19 protein-coding genes are annotated in these 20,762 nt (G+C 58.8%); 2 read left to right on the plus strand and 17 right to left on the minus strand.

Annotation, left to right across the window (positions count from 1 at the left end; translation table 11 throughout):
• Positions 1 to 17: 17 nt before the first annotated feature.
• From WC600_00135 to WC600_00215, 17 genes are all read right to left on the minus strand, one after another.
• Entirely contained in the window at positions 18 to 518 is a 501-nt protein-coding gene (locus WC600_00135) for a transposase (GenBank protein ID MFA4901129.1), read from the minus strand.
• A gap of 46 nt (positions 519 to 564) precedes the next feature.
• Complete coding sequence (locus WC600_00140; protein ID MFA4901130.1) at positions 565 to 1,452, minus strand: alpha/beta hydrolase; 888 nt, start codon at positions 1,450 to 1,452, stop codon at positions 565 to 567.
• A gap of 150 nt (positions 1,453 to 1,602) precedes the next feature.
• The gene (locus tag WC600_00145; GenBank protein MFA4901131.1) at positions 1,603 to 2,904 is read right to left on the minus strand and encodes a phenylacetate--CoA ligase; all 1,302 of its coding nucleotides are present in this window, start codon (positions 2,902 to 2,904) and stop codon (positions 1,603 to 1,605) included.
• 87 nt (positions 2,905 to 2,991) lie between these two features.
• Entirely contained in the window at positions 2,992 to 3,750 is a 759-nt protein-coding gene (locus tag WC600_00150; protein MFA4901132.1) for an ABC transporter ATP-binding protein, read from the minus strand.
• Positions 3,751 to 3,983: 233 nt separating this feature from the next.
• Positions 3,984 to 4,709, minus strand: coding sequence for an ABC transporter ATP-binding protein (locus WC600_00155; GenBank protein MFA4901133.1), 726 nt, complete (start codon positions 4,707 to 4,709; stop codon positions 3,984 to 3,986).
• 83 nt (positions 4,710 to 4,792) lie between these two features.
• Positions 4,793 to 5,665, minus strand: a complete 873-nt coding sequence (locus tag WC600_00160; GenBank protein ID MFA4901134.1) for a branched-chain amino acid ABC transporter permease — start codon at positions 5,663 to 5,665, stop codon at positions 4,793 to 4,795.
• A 1-nt stretch (position 5,666) separates the two neighbouring features.
• Positions 5,667 to 6,560, minus strand: coding sequence for a branched-chain amino acid ABC transporter permease (locus tag WC600_00165; protein MFA4901135.1), 894 nt, complete (start codon positions 6,558 to 6,560; stop codon positions 5,667 to 5,669).
• A 184-nt stretch (positions 6,561 to 6,744) separates the two neighbouring features.
• Positions 6,745 to 7,443, minus strand: coding sequence for an outer membrane beta-barrel protein (locus WC600_00170; protein MFA4901136.1), 699 nt, complete (start codon positions 7,441 to 7,443; stop codon positions 6,745 to 6,747).
• A gap of 192 nt (positions 7,444 to 7,635) precedes the next feature.
• Positions 7,636 to 8,517 (minus strand): UbiA-like polyprenyltransferase, encoded by an 882-nt coding sequence (locus WC600_00175; protein MFA4901137.1) that lies wholly within the window; start codon positions 8,515 to 8,517, stop codon positions 7,636 to 7,638.
• A 21-nt stretch (positions 8,518 to 8,538) separates the two neighbouring features.
• Positions 8,539 to 9,099 (minus strand): UbiX family flavin prenyltransferase, encoded by a 561-nt coding sequence (locus tag WC600_00180; GenBank protein ID MFA4901138.1) that lies wholly within the window; start codon positions 9,097 to 9,099, stop codon positions 8,539 to 8,541.
• Positions 9,100 to 9,145: 46 nt separating this feature from the next.
• Positions 9,146 to 10,591 (minus strand): menaquinone biosynthesis decarboxylase, encoded by a 1,446-nt coding sequence (locus WC600_00185; GenBank protein ID MFA4901139.1) that lies wholly within the window; start codon positions 10,589 to 10,591, stop codon positions 9,146 to 9,148.
• 93 nt (positions 10,592 to 10,684) lie between these two features.
• Entirely contained in the window at positions 10,685 to 11,518 is an 834-nt protein-coding gene (locus WC600_00190) for a menaquinone biosynthesis protein (GenBank protein MFA4901140.1), read from the minus strand.
• A 151-nt stretch (positions 11,519 to 11,669) separates the two neighbouring features.
• Entirely contained in the window at positions 11,670 to 12,869 is a 1,200-nt protein-coding gene (locus tag WC600_00195; protein ID MFA4901141.1) for an amidohydrolase family protein, read from the minus strand.
• A 94-nt stretch (positions 12,870 to 12,963) separates the two neighbouring features.
• Entirely contained in the window at positions 12,964 to 13,863 is a 900-nt protein-coding gene (locus tag WC600_00200; GenBank protein MFA4901142.1) for an MTAP family purine nucleoside phosphorylase, read from the minus strand.
• Positions 13,860 to 14,921, minus strand: a complete 1,062-nt coding sequence (mqnC, locus tag WC600_00205; GenBank protein MFA4901143.1) for a cyclic dehypoxanthinyl futalosine synthase — start codon at positions 14,919 to 14,921, stop codon at positions 13,860 to 13,862. The genes WC600_00200 and mqnC overlap by 4 nt, the downstream gene beginning before the upstream one ends.
• On the minus strand, positions 14,918 to 16,012 hold the full coding sequence (mqnE, locus tag WC600_00210; protein ID MFA4901144.1) for an aminofutalosine synthase MqnE: 1,095 nt from the start codon (positions 16,010 to 16,012) through the stop codon (positions 14,918 to 14,920). Before mqnE ends, mqnC begins: the two co-directional genes overlap by 4 nt.
• 126 nt (positions 16,013 to 16,138) lie before the next feature.
• Complete coding sequence (locus WC600_00215) at positions 16,139 to 16,789, minus strand: TetR/AcrR family transcriptional regulator (protein ID MFA4901145.1); 651 nt, start codon at positions 16,787 to 16,789, stop codon at positions 16,139 to 16,141.
• A gap of 225 nt (positions 16,790 to 17,014) precedes the next feature.
• Between WC600_00215 and WC600_00220 the strand changes: the two genes are divergently transcribed.
• A complete protein-coding gene (locus tag WC600_00220; GenBank protein ID MFA4901146.1) occupies positions 17,015 to 17,734 on the plus strand; it encodes a PEP-CTERM sorting domain-containing protein in 720 nt (239 codons plus the stop codon).
• 333 nt (positions 17,735 to 18,067) lie between these two features.
• Positions 18,068 to 20,722 (plus strand): valine--tRNA ligase, encoded by a 2,655-nt coding sequence (locus WC600_00225; GenBank protein MFA4901147.1) that lies wholly within the window; start codon positions 18,068 to 18,070, stop codon positions 20,720 to 20,722.
• The last annotated feature ends 40 nt before the right edge of the window (positions 20,723 to 20,762 follow it).

The following is a 20,762-nucleotide window of genomic DNA, read 5'->3' on the forward strand; positions in this document are numbered from 1 at the left end:
TCTCGCCTGTGCACCTTTTATTCATTCTTGATATAGAGCCAGGGATAATCCTCCGACCTTTCGGCCAATTCCCGCTTTACTGGATTATTCATAATATACTGCCATTTCTCCAATAATTCAGGCTCATCCCGAACAATGCGATCATAGCGCTCATCCTGCCAGAGAGACCCGCGGCTGCCCCTGAGTCGATTAATTTGGTGAACACTGAAGCTTTTGACACTATGAATAATCTCCGCCAGGTCATAAACCCCGCCGCTTTGAGGTAAAGCCAGCGGTTGAACTAAGGTATGCACATGGTCAGGCATGACCACCGCGGCATATAAAGTCCATTTGAGGCCATCCCAATGCTGAAGCGACTCCAAAGTAATGGTCCGTTCCTCGGGAGAAAGGACTTCGCCCTTTCTACAACGCCAGGTAAGGAAATAGACACTGCCGGGGTGCTGCCAGTGTGGCAGGGTTCTTATAGTAATTTTAAAGGATTGCACAGGCGAGACGCCTGTGCCACCAGGTTTTTTCATTTTTTCTTGTGAGGGCAGCCCTTGTTTTACAATAAAATATTGAACGCTATTTTCTAAGAAATTCCTTGACCAGCCTCGTGGTCGCGGCCGGCTCCTCTTCCGGCGGCATATGGCCGCATTTGGGCAGGATGACCAGCTCGGAGTTGGGAATATCCCGTTTGAAATTCTTCCCTACTGACAGCGGCACCACCTCGTCTTCTTCGCCCCAGATAACCAGGACTGGCACGCTGATGGTCTTGTACTGGGCGACGAGGGCGTCGATGTCATCCGGGACAATCTGCTTAGCGGTCTGCACCACGGCCTCCCGGGCCCCCGGCAGGCTGCCGTAGTAGGCATAGGTATCGATCTGCTCTTCGGTAATCTTATCATCATAATAATAACATTTTTTCAGCACCAGGGCGGCGGCGAACCGGGGCGAGACCAACTTACCTCCCACCGAACCGAGGACGGGCGCCTTGGCCAGCCAGATAAACCAGGGCATCTTTTGGGGGTAGCCCGCGCTGTCTACGAGCACCAGGCTCTTGATCCTTGCAGGTTGGTCCTCCCGCACCTTCAGGTAGGTCATGAGGGTCACCCCACCGCCCATGGAATGGCCCATGATGACCACATCGTGCAAGTCCTGGCTGCGGATGAAAGCTGTTACCATATCAGCCTGGTCGCTCACCGCATACTTGCCGTCCTCGGGCTTGTCCGACAGGCCGTAGCCTTTGAGGTCAACGGCAAAAACCCGGTGATCCTGAGCCAACGCCGGAGCCAGGAAACGCCAGGAGTAGGAACAGCCCCCAAAGCCATGCAAAAGAATGATGGGCGGCCCCTGCCCCGCCTCAAAGTAATTGATCCTGACGCCCTGATAATCAAAGGTTTTCTGCTGCCCCAACGACTGTTCCAGGCTGACCGTCGGCGCCGGCACATGGGCACAGCCGGCCAGTATCATAAGTTGAAGAAACCCTATCAAAAGAATCTTAATTGGTCGCATGATTCCTTATTCGGAAAAGCCAAAAGGTTGCTTAAATGCGATTGCAACTTATTTGAAAAATCGTCTTATCCCGACTTATCTTCCTAAAATCACATGCTAACAAACTCCCTACCGCAAATCAATTACCAGCGGCGAGGTCTCGGCCTCCCGATTGAGGGATCCCGGTTCCACCAGTTTTACCCGGGGCTGGACGCCGATGCCCTGGGCCAGCTTGTGGGCGATCTGTTGCAACATCTCCCGTTGTTTGGTCATTTTATCGAAGAACAATTCTTCCCGGACCTCAATGCGCACCTCCAGGTAGTCCAGGTGCCCCTCCCGGCCCACCACTAGTTGATAGGCGGGTTCCTCCCCCTGGAGGGCGGCCAGCACCTGCCCCACCCGGTTGGGAAAGATGTTGGTCCCCTTGACGATGACCACTTCGTCGGCCCGGCCCTCGATGCGGCTCATGCGGGCCAGGCTCCGGCCGCAGGGGCAGGGCTCGTAAAACAGGCGCACCAGATCGCCGGTGCGGAAACGCACCAGGGGGGTGGCTTCCCGGGTGAGGGTGGTGATGACCAGTTCCCCCAGTTCGCCGGGAGGAAGCAGAGCGCCGGTCACCGGGTCGATAACCTGGGGCAGAAAGTGGTCCTCGCTGACGTGCATGCCCGGCAGAGAGCGCTCGGCGCACTCTCCCGCCACGCCGGGACCCATGGCTTCGGACAGGGCGTAATGGTCCAGGGCCGCGGTATAGAGGCGGGACTCGATTTCGGCCCGCATGGCCTCGGTCCAGGGCTCCCCGGCCAACAGCGCCAGCTTAAGATGGAGGCTTTTGGGGTCAACCCCCATGGCCTCCATTTCGTCGGCCAACACCAGGGCGTAAGACGGCGTGGAGACCAGGACAGTGGTGCGGTAATCCCGCATGACCTGAACCTGGCGGGCGGTGAAGCCGGGGCCGCTGGGAATCACCGAGGCCCCCAGAAGCTCCACCCCGTAATGGATGCCAAAGGCGCTGGTGAGGAGGCTGTAGCTCAAGGTCACCTGGACCACGTCTTCCCGGTCCACCCCCGCATTAGTGAGGATGCGGGCCGAGAGGTTGGCCCAGTGGCGCAAATCCCGGGCGGTATAGCCCATGACAATGGGGTTGCCGGGGCTACCGGTGGAGGAGTGGATGCGCACCACTTCCCTCAGCGGCACCGCAAACATCTCGTAAGGATAAGCCCGGGCCAGATCGTGGCGCGTGGTGAAGGGGAGGCGAGCCAGATCATCCAGGGACTGACAGTCCTCGGGCAGGAAACCCAGGTCGTCGAACTTCTTCTTGTAGAATTTGACGTTCTTATAGACCCGGGTAAGGGTGGCCTGGAGCCGCTCCAGTTGCAGTTGCACCAATTCCTCCCGCGCCATCTGTTCCGCCTCTCTATCGAAGATCGCCATGGGCTTCGCCCCCGTTTTCTCTATAGTTTATAGATAGAAAATTACCAAAGGCGGGATGCGCTCCGCTTTCCCGCCCTACCTGCCTGGCTATTCCTCTTCCCTCCCCAGGTAGGCCTCAACAACCCGGGGGTCCCGGCGGATGTCCTGGGGTATGCCCGCGGCGATGACCTGGCCGTGGTCCAGGACCACAATCCGGTGGCACAGGCCCATGACCAAAGTCATATCGTGTTCGATGACCAAAAGCGTTATGCCCCGGGAGCGCAGCTTCTCCATCAGGGCCATGAGGTCTTCGGTCTCCCGGGGATTGAGGCCAGCCGCGGGTTCGTCCATGAGCAGAAGCGCGGGCGCCTGGGCTAAGGCTCGGGCAATTTCCAGCCGCCGCTGATCGCCATAAGCCAGGGACTCGGCGGGTTCGTCTTCCTTGCCACCCAGGCCCACCAAATCCAAGAGATCCAGAGCTTGTTGCCGGTTTTCGGACTGAGCCCGCTTGACTTTAGATAAGGGCAAGAGGGCCATAAGGACTCCCACCTGCTGATGGAGATGAAAGCCCGTGAGAACGTTGTCCAGCACCGTCATACCCCCGAAAAGTTGGATATTCTGGAAGGTGCGGGCCAGACCCAATCCGGCCCGGCGGTAGGGGGGCAGACCCACCATATTCTTGCCGGATAACCGGACCACTCCGGAGCTAGGGGGCAAAAGCCCGCTGATGAGATTAAAACAGGTGGTCTTGCCAGCGCCGTTGGGGCCGATCAAGCCGACGATCTCTCCTGCGGCCACCTCGAAAGAGACGTTGTGCACGGCCTGGACGCCGCCGAAGGCTTTACTGAGACCGTTGACTTCAAGCATAGTGAAGACCTGGGGGGAAAAGGCGAAAAGGCGAAGAGGCGAAAGAGGAAAAGTAAAGCGTTAATACCCCTGTATTTTTAACTATTGCCTTTTCCTGGATCATTTGTGGTGGTCCCTTGTGCCCTAAAAAATAGCCGCAGGTTTCGGCCGGCATCCGCACAGGCTGGAAAGCCTGTGCCACCGGTATTTTTCCCTTTTTCGCCTTTTGCCCTTCTCCCCTTTTCTCCCTTCTTTTATTCCCACACTTCTTTATAGCCCTTGCCCAAATAGGCCCGCTGCACTTCCGGGTCTTCCCTGAGTTCCGCGGCGGTGCCGTCCAGGATGATGCGGCCGGTCTCCAGGACATAGCCCCGGTCGGCCACCTTCAGGGCCGCCCGGGCATTCTGTTCCACCAGGAGGATGGTGGTGCCCGCGGCTTTGAGTTCCGCCAGGATCTCGTAGACCTGAGTAACCATCCGGGGAGCCAGCCCCATGGAAGGCTCGTCCAGCATGAGGAGCCGGGGACGGGCCATCAGAGCCCGACCGATGGCCAAGATCTGCTGCTCCCCGCCGCTCAAGGTGCCCGCGGCCTGGTGAGCCCGCTCCTTGAGGATAGGGAAACGCTGGCGCATTGCTTCCAGGTCCCGGCGCACCTCCCCTTTGTCCCGGCGGTGATAGGCCCCTAGTTCCAGGTTGGCGGTGACGCTCAGGGAGGTAAAGACCCGGCGTCCTTCCGGCACCAGGGCCAGGCCCAGGGTAACGATGCGCTCGGCGGGCATGCGGGTAAGGTCCTGGCCATCGAACTCCACCGTCCCTTTCCGGGGTGGCAACAACCCGGAGATGGCCCGCAGGGTGGTGGTCTTGCCGGCGCCGTTACCGCCGATGAGGGTTACCACCTCGCCGGCGCGCACGTGGAGAGAGATGCCCTTGAGCACGGGAACGCGGCCATAACCGGCCTGGAGGCTTTTTAAGGTCAGCATGTTCAGTGGTCAGTGGCCAGTTGCCGGTAGTCAGTTGGAAAAGAGCCACACTGGCAACTGACTACTGGCCACTGGCAACTATCTCATCCTTCTTTCTTCAAAAACTTTAGGCTTAGCTTTCCCCGGCCCAGGATGCCCTCGGGACGCCAGATGAGCAAGACCACCAAGAGCCCCCCGTAAACCAGATCCTGATAGGCGTGGACCTCCCGCAGTAACTCCGGAAGAATCGTCAGGATCACCGCGCCCAGTACCGAGCCTAAAATGGACCCCATGCCTCCCAGCACCACCATGGTGAGGATGAGGATCGAGGTATGGAGGCCGAAGGTCTCGGGATTGATAAAGGTGATGTAGTGGGCGTACAACGACCCGGCCAACCCGGCCAAGGCCGCAGCCAGGGTAAAAATAAAGACCTTATAGGCCGGGGTATTGATCCCCATAACCTGGGCGGTGATTTCATGGTCCCTAATGGCCCTAAGCGCCCGGCCATGATAGGAATCCACCAGGCGGTAGGTGGCAATGAGAACCAGAATGACGGTGACGATCACCAGAACCAGGTAAAGCCAGGGCTGCCTAAAACTCAGTCCGAAAAAGCTGGGTGGAGGAATCCCCGGTAAGCCGTCCGGGCCGCCGGTAATTCCCAGGTTAAGAAAGATCAGGTCCACAATGACCCCGAACCCCAGGGTGACGATGGCCAGATAATCCTCCTTGAGTCTGAGAGTGGGCAATCCCAGGGCCAGCCCACACACCCCGGCTACCAGCATTGCGGCCAAAGCCGCGGCGGCAAACGGGAAGTGCCAGTTCAATGATACCAAAGCCGAAGCATATGCTCCGATGCCATAGAAGGCCGCATGGCCCAAGGAAACCTGGCCGGCATAACCGATGATCAGGTTAATGCTGACCGTCAAGATAATGTAGATGCCGGCGATAATGGCCAGATGCAGCACATACGCGGTCATCTCAGTCCCCCCGACCTCGCAATATCCCCTGGGGCCGGAGCAGGAGCACCAGGATGAGGATGGCAAAAGCGATGGCATCCTTGAAACCCGAGGAGATATAGGCCGCGCCCAGGCTCTCGGCCACTCCCAGCAGCAAGCCCCCCAGAATGGCCCCCGGAATATTGCCCACTCCCCCCAGGATGGCAGCGCTGAAGGCCTTGAGGCCGGGCAGGAGCCCCATGCGGGGATAAGTGGCATTGTAATAGATGGCCATCATGATGCCCGCAGCGCCGCTTAAGGCGGAGCCCAACAGAAAAGTCAGGGAGACCATGCGATCCACGTTGATGCCCATAAGCCGGGCCGTGTCCCTATCCAGAGCGCAGGCCACGATGGCCTTGCCGTAAGTGGTGTAACGTACGAAGACAATTAGCAGCACCATGAAGGCCAGGGCTGCGGCCAGGATGGCTATTTGCAGGGTGGATACCGGCAACCCGGCGATTTTGATGGTGCTAAAGGCAAATTGGATGGGAAAAGGCCGGTCATTGGGACCGAACAATAGCAGGGCCAGACTCTGGAGAAAAATGGAAGCGCCGATGGCACTGATGAGGGGCACCAGGGGATGGTAGCCCCGTAAAGGTCGAAATGCCACTCTCTCCAACACCACGCCCAGAAGTGCAGCCGCCCCCATTCCCAAGGCAAAGGCCAGGAAAAAATTGACTTCGCCTGTCGCCAGGAGCAGCACCGTTACAAAGGCGCCGCACATGTAGATTTCACCTTGGGCAAAATTGATCAAACCCAAAATACCATAGATCATGGTATAGCCCAGGGCGATGAGGGCATAGACGCTGCCGGTGGTCAAGCCGTTGATCAATTGTTGGAAGAACATCAGATTGTAGTAAAAACCCTTTAGAATCAATCTCGTTCTGCGCCGTCAGGCGATCCGCCTCACCATATCATCTTTGGACCGGAGTCGACAAGGCCGTTGTGTTTTTAAGGAAAGGGGCGAGTCAAAATGGATAGGCATGATCACGCCATGCATCCGGCACGGCATAAAAAAGGCGGCCCGAAGGCCGCCTTATAGGCAGTAATGATGTATAGGGTTAGAAGTGATAGTTGGCCCGAACCAAAAAAGTGTGCATATAGAGCGGAGCCTTGATCGTCACATTGCCTGCATCCCAAGAGGGCTCGAGATAGCGGAAACGGTAGGCGGTGTCGACGGAAACTTGCTTAAAGCACATCCACCGGATACCAGCTTCCGCTACCAGGGCGATATTCGTGGACGTAGCACTGGAAAAACCCGAGGTATCGCCATCAAGGGTAGTCCACACAACGGCAGGACCTACGCCAACATAAGGATTCACCCGGCCCGTCGGAATCTCGGAATCGGGCAAGAAGCCGTAATGGGCCATGAGCATCCACGTCCAAGCCAAAGCAGAAGCTTCGATCTGGCTGCCGCCGGGTGCGAAGGCACCTATACCGCTTGCATCGCGGCCTGTAGCCATTTGCAGCTTGTTGTAGGTGATGTCCGTGAGGAGAGTGAAGTACTTCATCCAATCGGGCCAGGCATAAGCGCCAAAGCCGGCATTGACAAAGTCATAGCCGATGGTAGCCCCACCGATCACCGTGGGATGGAAGGCAGTGCCCCCAGTGTCAAAACCATTCACTGTGATATTTGAGTTTGCTGGGAAATTAGCCCCGAGTTCCGCGCCGACCCACATGGCAGACTGCGCTACTCCTGCCATTGCCAGCAGGGCAGCCAACAGCACTGCCACACCCACTACACAAGTTCTTTTCTTCATGCTTAATCCCCCCCTAATTTTTTTTACCACGGTTAGCGATCTTGAATCGGCCGAAGTTATTTTACCCTATGCCCCTCCTTCCACTCCTATTCAAGACCCCTTCTTCTCCCCCAATGAGGGCGACTCCATTATAAGTTGCAAGAAAATTCTTTGTCAAGGAGAAAATCTTGACAATCGTAGAAAAATTCTTCTTTAAACGAGCAGGCTGATCCAGGTGGCCAGTCCCAACCCGATTCCTACCAATCCGTTGAGAGTAAAGAACGCCGGCGGCAACCTTAGCGGCTCTCGAAGGCTCAACATTAGGTGTTGGACCAGGAGGATTACGGCGCTCACCACCACAGCCCCCGTATAGATGGGACTCAAGCCGGCCAGCCGACCGGTGAGGGCAAAGCCCAGGGCCGCCAGCAGGTGGCAGAGAGCTGCCAGGCGTCGGGCCCAGGTTTGCCCCACCCGGGCCGGCAATGAAAACAGCCCCACCCGCCGGTCAAAGTCCTCGTCTTGCAAGGCATAAAGGATATCGAATCCCGCCACCCAAAAGAGCACCGCGCCGGCGAGAACCAGTACTGCCAAACTTGGATCAGCCCGGACTGCCAGCCAGCCTCCCACCGGAGCCAGGCCCAGGCTCAGTCCGAGCACCAGATGGGACGCGGCGGTATACCTTTTGGTGTAAGAATATCCCAGGATCACCAGGAGAGCCACGGGCGACAAGGCGAAACAGACCCGGTTGAGTTGGGCCGCGGCCCCCATGAAAATGACCGCGCTCACCACGATGAACAGGATGGTGGCCCGCCGGCTGATCTTGCCCGCGGGCAGAGCCCGGTCGGCAGTGCGGGGATTGGCGGCGTCGAACCGGGCATCCGCCAGGCGATTGAACGCCATGGCCGCGCTCCGGGCTGCCACCATGGCGGCCAGGATATAGAAAATGGTCCGGCCATCAGGCAAACCCCTCGCCGCCAGGATGGCCCCCATGAAGGCGAAGGGTAGGGCCAGAACGCTGTGGCCGATCTTGATCATTTCCAGAAGTTCGGAAATATTACGTAATAACCGCACCATGACGTACTCTTCTCTATTCACTAACCCCTAACCCCTGGCCCTTCAACCCTCTCCCCAGCGACGGGTCAACTGGTGCGGGAGCCCCAGGTGATCCAGGATGCGCCCAGCAAACTGGCGAGCCAGGTCCGTAAGGTCTTGCGGACGATGATAAAACCCGGGGCAAGCCGGGAAGATGGTGGCCCCTGCCTCAGCCGCCCGGGTCAGATTCTTCAGGTGGATGAGACTCAAAGGCGTCTCCCGTACCACCAGAATCAGGGGTCGCCGCTCTTTTAGGAAAACCTCACCGGCCCGGTGAATCAAGTTGCGTCCCACTCCCTGGGCGATGGCCCCCAACGACCCCATGGAGCAAGGGATCACCACCATGGCCCGGGACCGGAACGAGCCGCTGGCCAACCCCGAAGTAAAGTCGTCCACACGGTGCCACGTGGCCCCGGGCGCCAGGTCAGTCGGGCTCATCCCCAATTCCAGGTTCAATACCTGCTCCCCGGCCCCGGAAATCACCGCGTGCAGTTCCAGGTCCGAGCGGGTAGCGAAATAGGCCAAAAGCTCCCTGGCATAGATCATACCGGACGCTCCGGTGATGGCGATGACGTAGCGATTCATCTTGCGCCTTTCCGCCTTGGCGTCTTTGCGTGAGATATTTTCATCCTCAGGTTAAGCCCAGTTTGGGCCACAGTTCGTCCACCCGGCGCTTGACCTCCGGGTCCATGTGGATCACCTTGGGCCAAGGCCGGGTAAAGCCTTCTTCGGGCCATTTCCGCGTGGCGTCGATCCCCATCTTGGAGCCGTAGCGGGGCAGTGGCGAAGCATGGTCCAACGCATCCACCGGACCATCAGCGAACACCACGTCCCGCCGCGGGTCCACGTTGTTCCCCAGCCGCCACAGCACCTGGGACAGGTCTTGCACGTCTATTTCCTTATCGAACACCACGATAATTTTCGTGAACATCATCTGCCCCATTCCCCAGATGGCGTGGATCACCTTGCGGGCGTGGCCGGGATAGCGCTTGTCTATCGAAATAAAGGCCAGGTTGTGAAAAACTCCCTCCACCGGCAGGTTCATGTCCACCATCTCCGGTAGGGTCTTCTGCATCAGCGGGAAGAAAATACGTTCCGTGGCCTTGGCCATGAAGCAGTCTTCCATGGGCGGGCGGCCCACGATGGTGGCGGGATAAATGGGGTTCCGTCTCTGAGTGATGGCGGTGAGGTGGAACACCGGATAGTCGTCCGCCAGGGAGTAGTAGCCGGTATGGTCGCCAAACGGGCCTTCCACCCGCCGCTCTCCCGGTTCCACGTACCCTTCCAGGACGACCTGAGATTCCGCCGGCACCGACAAGGGCTGGGTCACGCACGGCACCATTTCCACGGGCTCCCCCCGCAAAAACCCGGCAAAGAGAATCTCATCAATATCTTCGGGCAAAGGCGCGGTGGCCGCATAAGTCACCGCGGGGTCGGGCCCGATGGCAACCGCCACCGGCAAAACCTCGCCTTTGGCCTCCGCCAACCGGTAATGCTGCGCCCCGCCCTTATGGGCATGCCAGTGCATACCGGTGGTCAGGGCGTCATAGACCTGGAGGCGGTACATCCCCACGTTGCGCCGCCCGGTCTCCGGGTGGTGCGTAAAGACAACCGGGAGTGTGATAAATGGGCCGCCGTCCTCGGGCCAACAGGTCAAAACCGGTATCTTGGTCAGGTCCGCGTCCTCGCCTCGCAGAACAACTTCCTGGCACGGGGCCTTGCTGACCTCCTTGGGGAACATTCGGCCCAGCCGCGCCAGCTTGGGAATCAGTTTGAGCTTCTTCATCAAGGTGTTAGCTTCCGCCTCCATGAAGCTCAAAAGGTCCGCTGAAATGTCATTCAGAGACTCCACCTCCAACGCCAGACACATGCGTCGCATGGACCCGAAGGCGTTCATCAGCACCGGCATTCCGTAACCCTGCACCGCTTCGAACAACAGGGCCGGCCCCCCTTGCTTGCTCACCCGGTCGGTGATCTCGGTGATCTCCAAATACGGGCTCACCGGCTCCTTGATGCGCACTAACTCACCGGCCTTCTCCAACCGGGCAATGAAATCCTGCAAATTCCGATAACCCATGGATTCCCCTTCGGGTCTAGCTGTCAGCTTTCAGCAGCAACACATAGGGCGGCCGATGGCCGTCTAAACGGCGTGCACGGCACGCCCTATGAATTATTGCTCATTGCGAAAGTATTCCAACTGCGGTTCCTCAGCCAGTTCACCCAAGTTATACAAATAATGGAAAAATGTCGCCAGGCCTTCTTCATGTTCCGGGCTCAGGAAAAAATTGAGTTGACGAAAATAGGCCAGAACTTTGACCGGGCTCATGCCGAAGGGAGCCGCGGCGATGCGGCTCAACTCCGTCAAAGACCCCAGGCCCCAATCTCGGGACCGTAGCAAGAGCCGATGCAGGGCCGCGGTGGCCGCGGGCTGAGTCCCGGCAAAGTCCCGGCGCACGGCCCAGACCCCAAACACGAAGGGCAGGCCGGTAAGCTCTTGCCAGGCCTCCCCCAGGTCCAGCTCAAACGGCATGACGCCGGCAGCTTTCAGCGCCAAGGCCTCATCGCCGATGGCCATAACCGCAGCGCATTCCTCCCGGGAAGCATCGGCCAATTGACCAGTCTGGTAGCGCGGCTGCACCTTAAAGAGCTTGGCCATCAGGACCTTGACCAACGCCGCGCCGCTGGCCGACGCCGCGCTGACCCGAATAAGACGCGCGTCCAGGCGGTTAAACGGCACCCGGCTAAACAGCAGCACGCTGCCCACCGCCCCTTTAGAACTGATGGACAAATCCGGAAGCAACAAATAATCCTTAAAAGCGCGGCCGTACTCCATGGCGGAGATGGAGCCCAGGTCCACTTCGCCTCGGCGCATCAACGCGTTCAGCTCCGCCGGGGTGCCCCGCACCAAATGGAAGCCGTTTTCGCCAAACAGATGCTCCATGGCAAAATAGATGGGGAGCACGTTCAGATACGCAATGCGCCCCAAACGAGCCTTGGCCGTCATGTTGGTATCTCCCTAATAGTTGGTTCTGGTTGGCGGCCAGGGACGGCCGCCCCACCGTCTAACTTGTTTTTGGCGGGGCGGGGCTCCGTGCCGGCCATTTCGTAGTTTGTGTCCGTTCTGAAACCTGAAACCTGACACCTGACACCTTTCATCACCCCAGCCAGCGCCACTTCCCGGCCGCCCCGGCGGTAAAGAGTTCACTCCAAAAATCCCCCCTGCCCTGCAAGGGGATGAACCCGAAGGCGGCTTTTTTGCCGGGAGTGAGACTGCCCAATTCTTGCGCCCGTCCCAGGGACTGGGCGCCGTTCAAGGTCCCTAGGCGCAGCCACAAGTCACCGGGATACGCCGGAAAGTTTTGATGCAGCCAGAGCATTTCCCCAAAGAGATTCAGGTCCCAGTTGCCGGCCAGGGAATCGGTGCCCAGGGCCATGTTCACCCCGGCTTGGATTAGGTCCGGCACCGGTGGCATCCCCGCGCCGGTGTAGCGGTTGGCTCGGGGGCACAGTACCAGCCAGGTCCCGGTAGCGGCTAAAAGATCGCAATCCGCGGCGGAGAGCCAGGCCCCATGAACCGCCAGGGTCCGGGACCCCAAAAATTCCAGGCTGTTGAGGTAAGTTGGTGGGCTCACCCCGGGGGCTTGAAATTCCGGGACCCAGCGTCCCCGTTGCCTCAACAGGCCCTCGAAGAAGCCGTTGCCGCCGGTCAGGAAGTCGAGTTCCGCCCGGGATTCGGCCAGATGCACCATCTGCGGCCCAAGACGTTCGGCGTTCCAGGCATCCACGGCCTTAAACAGGGTGGCGGACACGGAATAGGGGGCATGGGCCGCGGCGGAAATACAAGCCGTGGCCCTAACCTCAGGCTGGCCGAAAAAGGGAAAAACCTCAGGCAGGTAAAACTGCTCCACCAGGTGGAACCCCAGGCACTCATAGAACAGGTGATAGGAGAGAGGACCGGCTTTAAGAAATGGCCAGGACGCCCCGGTGTTGGTTACCTCCCCAACTAAGGCCGTGCCGCTGGACCGCAGGGCGTCAAGGGCGCGGCCGATGCCGGCCTCCACCTCAACCGGCGCGAGTTCGCCGTATGCCGACAGGGTCGCGGCCAGCCAGTCCTCCCAGCGCACCTGGGGCGGCACCCGTCCGGCCAGAGCGGAAAACTCCAGGTGGACATGGCTGTTCACCACGCCGGGCACAATCGCCCCCTCACCGTGTTCACAGATCAGGCCCTTGAAGCCGCGCAAAACTTCGGCCGCCGGACCCAACGCGAAAATCCGGTCACCTTCCACCACCACCGCTCCATCCCGGATAGGAGGCTGATCCACCGGCAGGACCCATTTACTTACATGCGCGATCATGGCACTCATTACCATTTAAGTTCTCTATAAAATTTCTTTATATCACTGGCATTGGTCGCTATTGCAGGGGAGGGGTTTTAAACCCGCCCTTAGTTTATCTCACCCAGGTGCGCCAATCCCCATTGATGTCGCCCCTCAGGCGATAACGTTCCATGAGACGCGGGCAAGGGCAATGCTGCGCCGTACCAGCCAAAGCCGGCAGAATCCGCAAGATCAATTCCGGGAAAGCCGCCTCCACCGCCCGCACCTTGTCCACCTCCTCGGCGGTGGCCAGCCCTTCAAAGAGCACCCCCGGCTGGTAAGGGCGGTCCACCAGCCCTTCGGCATAATTCACCACGTAGTTGAGGCCCACGTAGCACAACTCCAGTTCCCGGGCTAGAAAAACTTCGGGAACCAGAGTCTGGCCCACCAGGTCGCCGCCCAGGAGAGCAAATTTGCGGACTTCCGCCGCGGTTTCCAGGCGCGGCCCGGTGGTGGCCACATAGACCGCCCGGTCGTGCACCGTGAATGGCATCCCCGCCAACACCCCCAACAGCGCGACCCTGAGTTCCGGGCAGAACACCGGGTTGTGCCGGATGAAGCCCCAGCCCACTCCGGAATAGAAAGTATGCGGCCCGCTCTTGCCTTCATCCAGTACATCGTGGGGCACCACCAGATCTCCCGGAGCCATCTCTTCCCTGAGCGATCCCGGCGCCACCCAGGCCAGGATCTTTTCCACCCCCAGGGCCTTCAAGGCATAGAGATTGGCCCGGGCATTGATAAACGGCGCCGAAACCTCGTATCCCGCCTCGCCGTGCCGGGAAAGGACCGCGAAGCTTAGGCCTTCGTGGGCGAAAAAATGAACCGGTCGGCTGGCCCCATAGGGAGTCTGGTAAACCTCGGTGCCCAGACATTGGAGACCGCGGGCCACGAAGGGCCGGTGGGCAGCCACCCTGCCAATCACCGCAACTTTCACTTTGGCGGGCATCTTGGGGGAGAGCTTGAGCAATTTCATTCTGGTAACAAGTGGTAGCGATGATCCCGCACCTGCGGCTCATACCCCGCCTGGCGGATCAAGGTTTCGATTTCCTCTCGCTGCAAACGGAAGCCCACGCCCGTGGCGGCCACCACATTTTCTTCCAGCATGGTGGAGCCGAAATCATCGGCCCCGAACTTCAGCGCCACCTGGGCAACCTTGGGTCCCTGGGTCACCCAGGAAACCTGAAGATGGGGTACGTTGTCCAGTACCAGGCGGGAAATGGCCAGCGTTTTCAAGTATTCCACCGCGCCCTTGGTTTCGCCCTTGAGATCCGTGCCCCCGGGCTGATAGGTCCAGGGGATGAACGCGGTGAAGCCGCCGGTGTCGTCCTGAAGGTCTCGAATCCGGAAGAGATGCTCCACCCGTTCCGCCCGGGTCTCCAGGTGCCCGAACATCATGGTGGCGCTGGTCTTCAAGCCCTGCCGGTGGGCCGCGGCCATGACCTCCAGCCACTGCGAACTTCCACATTTATTAGGCGAAACCTGCCGTCGCACCCGGTCCACCAGGATTTCGGCCCCGCCACCGGGTATGGAGCTTAACCCCGCGTTCATCAGGCGCCGGATCAGGTCTGTCAAACTTAGGCCGGTTTGTTCTGCCAGAAAGAAAATCTCCGGGGGAGAAAAGCCATGCACGGCCAGACCCGAATTTTTTATAAAGCTCACGAGTTCCAGGTAATAACTTAACGGCAAGTCGGGGTTGAGACCACCCTGGAGCAGAACGCCGCTCCCCCCGTGGTCCTTGAGTTCCGAGAGCTTGGCCGAAAGAACGTCCCAGTCCAGCACATAGCCGCCCGCTGCCCCCGGCGACCGGAAAAAGGCGCAAAACCGGCAGGCTGAAACACAGATATTGGTATAGTTGATATTGCGGTCGATGACGTAGGTGACCCGGGGCTCTGGGTTGAGACGAAAACGGACCCGATCCGCCCAGTTCCCCAGTTCCAGGAGATCCAGGTCCCACAGCCGGCAGGCCTCGGAAAAAACCAGACGCGCCCCTACCGCCAGCTTTTCCGTCAGAGTATCGCAGCCACCACTCATGCGGCGATCACCCGATACAGCGTATCCCGTTCTACCGGCTCGCAGCCCGCCTCTCGGATCATGGCTTGTAACTGCGTGCGGGTCAGGCCCTGGGGGGTCTGGGCCCCGGCCATGTGAGTAATGCGCTCTTCCATCACCGTCCCGTCCACGTCGTCCACCCCGAAACACAGAGATATTTGAGACAACTTGGGCCCCAGCATCACCCAGAAGGCCTTGATGTGGGGGAAGTTGTCCAGCATGAGGCGGGATATGGCCAAAGTCTTAAGATCGTCGATGGCGCTGGGGCCGGTGAGCTCGCTTAAGCCCGTGTTGGCCGGGTGGAAGGCCAGAGGGATAAAGGCCAGGAAACCCCCGGTCTCGTCCTGCGCTTCTCGCAATCTGACGAGATGGTCCACCCGTTCCGCCACGCTCTCCATGTGGCCGTAGAGCATGGTGGCATTGGTGTTCAGGTCCAGCCGGTGCGCCGCCTGGGCCACCTCAACCCAGCCCTCAGGAGAAAGCTTTTCCGGGCAGAGGCTGGATCGCACCCGGGGACTAAAGACCTCGGCGCCACCACCGGGCAGCGACCCCAGACCTGCGTCTTTGAGCGCCGACAGGGTATCGGCCACGCTCATCTCGGCCTTTTGGGCCAGGTGGGCCACCTCCACCGCGGTGAAGGCCTGGAGGTGCACCTCCGGCCGCCGGGCCTTGATCCCTTTGAGCATGTCCAGATAATAGGTAAAAGGCAGGTCGGGATGGCAGCCGCCCACAATATGAATTTCCGTGATCGGCTCGTGGGCTCGCTCTTCCACCTTAATAAAGATTTCCGGGAGGCTCATCTCGTAGGCCCCGGCCTCCCCAGCCTTGCGCCCGAACGCGCAGAACTTGCAGCCATTGACGCAGATGTTGGAGTAGTTGATGTGCTGGTTATAAATGTAATAGGCTTTGTTGCCGTGGAGGCGCTCCCGCACCATCTGGGCCAGGCGCCCCACCCCCAGCAGATCAAAGCTTCCGAACAGGGTGTAGCCATCTTCCCGACTCAGGCGCTGCTTTGCTGCCACCTTCTCATAAATGGGCTGCAAGGCCGGGTCCTGGATGCCTGGCATATTCATCGCTCCTCCTTTATGACCGACTGGTCATATGATGCCGAAAAAAAATATTTATTTTCGTAGGGGCGCACCTAGGTGTGCGCCTTTGCCTCGGGCGGACACGCAGGTCCGCCCCTACGAAGCTGATCCCTACGCCATCAACCCTTCCCGCAGGAGGCTTATAAGTTCCCTGACGTGTTTATGAATAACCTCATCGGTTGCCTGGTGCAGGTCCAGGGTAACGTCTAAGGCCGGCACCGCCACGGCCTGGAGAAACCGGTCGAACATGGCGTCCAGGAGAAAGAGCAGGGCGTCTTTGGGGACGCCGGGGCGCAATTCCCCCCGGGCTTGGGCCCGGCGCACCAGGGAGGCGAAATATTCCGCGGCGTGGCGCCGCACCGCTGCCAGGAACTCATCCCGGAAAGGCATGTTCTTATCAAACTGAATTTTGAGATAGAGGCTGAAAACTCTGGGGTGCTCCCGGGAAAAGCGCACTCCGGCCAGCAAGGACCTCTCCAGCCGGACGAAAAAATTCTCTTCCAGGGTCTCTTCCTTGACGCTCGTGAGGGTGCGCCGCACTACCTTGAGGGCGTGCCGGAAGATGTAGTTAAAAATCCCTTCTTTGTTGGGAAAATACTGGTAGAGCGACCCCTTGGCGATGCCCGCCTTTGCCACCACGCGGTTCAGCGAGGCCGCCTGATACCCCTGCTCGGCAAACTCCGCCAGGGCCGCGTCCAGCACCCGCTCCTGTTTATCCGCCGGCAAATGCCGAAAGGTCGAAAAGGCCGATTCTTCATTCATGACCACTTGGTCATACCAAACTTCTGAGGCATTGTCAATTTCATCTGAATGGTCCATTCATGCCATATTGGGCATCTGATATTTTTTTGGGCATAGGCTCATTCTTTGTTGACTTCTCTCTAAAACAATATTTAAGCTATATTGTAAATAAATTTGTTTATTCCAGATGGTTCGGCAGGAGAATTAAACCAATCCAAACTTTTTAACTATCAAGGAGGAAGCGCTATGAAGAGGAATAAAGGAATTATTCTAGGTTTGGTCCTGGCTTTGGCAATCTGCTGGGGATCATGGGCTCAAGCAAGCCAAATAAGTTTTCATTATGATATTTATTGTCCGGATACGGGAGACTGGGCCGGTAGTGTAGGTCCTGGGTTGTATCGCTATTTTTTTGACCCGGTTGCTGGCGACCTGTTATATACCCCCAGTGTTCCAGGTTCTTTTGATAAGGAAATCACCATTCCCAGTAGTTTTACCGTCTATTGGGATACCAGGGGAACTCTGGCAAATAAAGGCCCAGACTCGGTAACCGTTCCTCTTAGTTATATCTTAGCAAATCCTATTTTTAATAAATGCAGCTTAGACCAGACCGGACCTCTGCCCTTTACGGACGCCACTTGGAGGATCATCGTCCGGCAGGATGATACCTTTCATGGCTTTCTTTTCGCGTTCGCCGATACCGATCTGCTGCTGCACGGTGGAGAGTTTTCACCCAGTGGAGTTTACAGCTTTGGCACATCGATAGACATCCCGGTTACCTGGGATGACTTTTCCCCGTTTCCTGACGATTTTCACCTGTGGCGTGGAAATGGCAGTGCAACAATTGATTTTGATTTGATTGTCAGTGTATACGGATCCACGTATGTGCCGGTGCCTGGTGCCCTGCTCCTATTCGGCTCTGGACTTTTTGGCTTGGCCGGTTGGCGGTTCAAGTTTAAAAGGGCCTGATTTTCCCTCGCATTATCTTGAACCAGGCAGGTTATAGTTCCTGCCTGGTTTTTTTCATATTCCACGAATTTCCCCTCATTCATATCTTGCTTCATTCAGGTTCCTGTATTTGTCAGTGACCGGCTGGACAAACGCACCCCAATTCTCTTGACAACTTGTCGCCTTCATGTTAGATGGTAATGATATTCAATAGTTAGTCTACTCTGCCTTCACCCTTATGGGATTGGGGGTGGGGGCTTGGGGGAGGGGGTAAGGGCAAGTGGCACAGGCGTCTCGCCTGTGGGAGCCCTTAGCCTCCTCCCCCAACATCTTTCCCACAAACAAGGTACATCCATGGCCGAAATTCTGGAAAAAGTCTACGATCCCCAGCGGATCGAAGAGAGATGGTATAAGTATTGGGAAGAGCAAGGGTTTTTTCATGCCAAGGCCGACGGCGCCAAGCCCGGCTTTAGCATCGTCATCCCGCCGCCCAACGTCACCGGCGTCCTGCACATGGGCCACGCCCTCAACAACACGCTTCAAGACATCCTGGTCCGGTTCAAGCGCATGGACGGCTTCGACGCCCTGTGGATGCCCGGCACCGACCACGCCGGCATCGCCACCCAAAACGTGGTGGAGCGGCAACTCGCCGCGGAAGGCAAGGACCGTCACGCCCTGGGCCGGGAGGCTTTTATCAAGCGGGTCTGGGAGTGGAAGGCTAAGTCCGGCGGGCAGATCATCACCCAGCTCAAGCGCCTGGGCTGCTCCTGCGACTGGAGCCGGGAGCGCTTCACCATGGACTCTGGGCTTTCCCGGGCGGTTCGGGAGGTCTTCGTGCGCCTCTATGAAGAAGGCCTGATCTACAAGGGCGATTATATCATCAACTGGTGCCCCCGCTGCCAGACCGCCCTGGCCGACCTGGAGGTGGAGCACGACCCCCATGACGGCCATCTTTACCACATCAAGTACCCCCTGGCCAACGGTGAGGGGTACATCACGGTAGCTACCACCCGCCCCGAGACCCTCCTGGGGGACACCGCGGTGGCCGTCAACCCCGAGGACAAGCGCTACCGGAAGTTCCACGGCGCCACCCTGAGCCTCCCGATATTGAAACGCACTATCCCGGTCATCACCGATTCCTATGTCGCCCTGGATTTCGGCACCGGCGCCCTGAAGATCACCCCGGCCCACGACTTCAACGACTTCGAGGTGGCCCGGCGCCATGATCTCCCCGCAATCAAAGTCATCGACGAAGCCGGCAAGATGACCCCGGCTGCCGGCAAATACGTGGGCATGGACCGCTTTTCCTGCCGGGAGCAGATCCTCAAAGACTTGAAAGCCGCCGGCCTCCTGGCCAAAGTCGAGCCTTACACCGTCCCCGTGGGCCACTGCTACCGCTGCAAGGCTGTGGTGGAGCCCCTGATCTCCAAGCAGTGGTTCGTGGCCGTCAAAACCCTGGCGGACGCAGCCGTAGCCGCAGTAGAAGACGGCCGCACCCGCCTGCTCCCCCCCAACTGGGACAAAAGCTATTACGATTGGATGACCAATATCCGGGATTGGTGCATCTCCCGGCAGATCTGGTGGGGCCACCGCATCCCGGCCTGGACCTGCTCCGCTTGCGGCCAGGTCATTGTCAGCCGGGAAGACCCCGCGGCTTGCCCCTGCGGCGGCGAACTGGTCCAGGAAACCGACGTCCTGGACACCTGGTTTTCCTCCGCCCTCTGGCCTTTTTCCACACTGGGCTGGCCGGACGCCACCCCGGAACTCAAACTCTTTTATCCCACTACCGTCCTGATCACCGCTTTCGATATCCTCTTTTTCTGGGTGGCCCGGATGATGATGATGGGGATTCACTTCATGAACGAGGTCCCCTTCCACGAGGTCTACATCCACGCCCTGGTACGGGACCCGGAAGGCCAGAAAATGAGCAAATCCAAGGGCAACGTCATCGATCCTCTGGAGCTCATGGACAAATACGGCACCGACGCCTTCCGCTTTTCCCTGGCCGCGTTTGCCGCCATGGGGCGGGACGTTAGGCTGTCCGAAGAGCGCATCGCCGGCTACCGCAACTTCGCCAACAAAATCTGGAACGCCTGCCGCTTCACCCTCATGAATCTGGAGGGCTTCGACGCTGCATCCGCGGCCGCGGCCGACAATCAACCTCTGAGCACCGTCGAAGCCTGGATCATGAGCCGCCTCCAGCAGGTCATCACCGAGACCCGGACGTCCCTCGACTCCTATGCCTTCGACCAGGCGGCCAACGTACTCTACCAGTTTATCTGGCACGAGTTCTGCGACTGGTACCTGGAACTCATCAAACCCCAACTCTACGATAAAGACGACCCGGCCACCCGAACCCGCTGCCAATCCGTCTTGCTCAAGGTGCTCAGCGCCGTCCTGCGCCTCCTGCACCCCTTTGTGCCATTTATTACTGAAGAAATCTGGCAAAAACTCCCCGGGGAAGAGGGCAGCGTCATGGTGGCCCCCTACCCCCAACCGGACCCCGCCCTCGGCAACCCCAAGGCCGAAGTGGAAATGAATCTCGTCATGGCCACCATCACCGCCATCCGCAACATCCGGGGCGAAATGAACGTGCCCCCGGCCACCCAGGTCGATGTCTTCCTCCACAGCCCCGAGACCAGTGCGGTTGAAGCCTTAAGCCGCCACCAGCAGGCCATCAAAATCCTGGCCCGGGTCCAGGAACTCCACTGCAACGCCGACGGCGGCCCCCCCGCGGCCGCAGCCAAGGCTGTGGTGGACCAGGTGGACATCTTCATGCCGCTCACTGGCATCATCGACTTCGCCGAAGAAGCGCGCCGCCTCGAAAAGGAACTACAGAAACTCAACAAAGACCTGGACCAGGCCCAACGCAAACTGAGCAATGAAGACTTCCTGGCCAAGGCCCCTGTGGAAGTGGTGGCCAAAGAAAAAGAAAAACTCGCAGGCTGGACCGAAAAACTCACCAAACTCAAAACCCACCGGGAACGGATTAGAGAATTGATGGGATGATGTTCTTGGGGGAGGGCTAGGTAGCCAACGTCCCCTGCCC

It is taken from the genome of Desulfobaccales bacterium (genome assembly GCA_041648175.1).
In the GTDB taxonomy this organism is placed as follows: domain Bacteria; phylum Desulfobacterota; class Desulfobaccia; order Desulfobaccales; family 0-14-0-80-60-11; genus 0-14-0-80-60-11.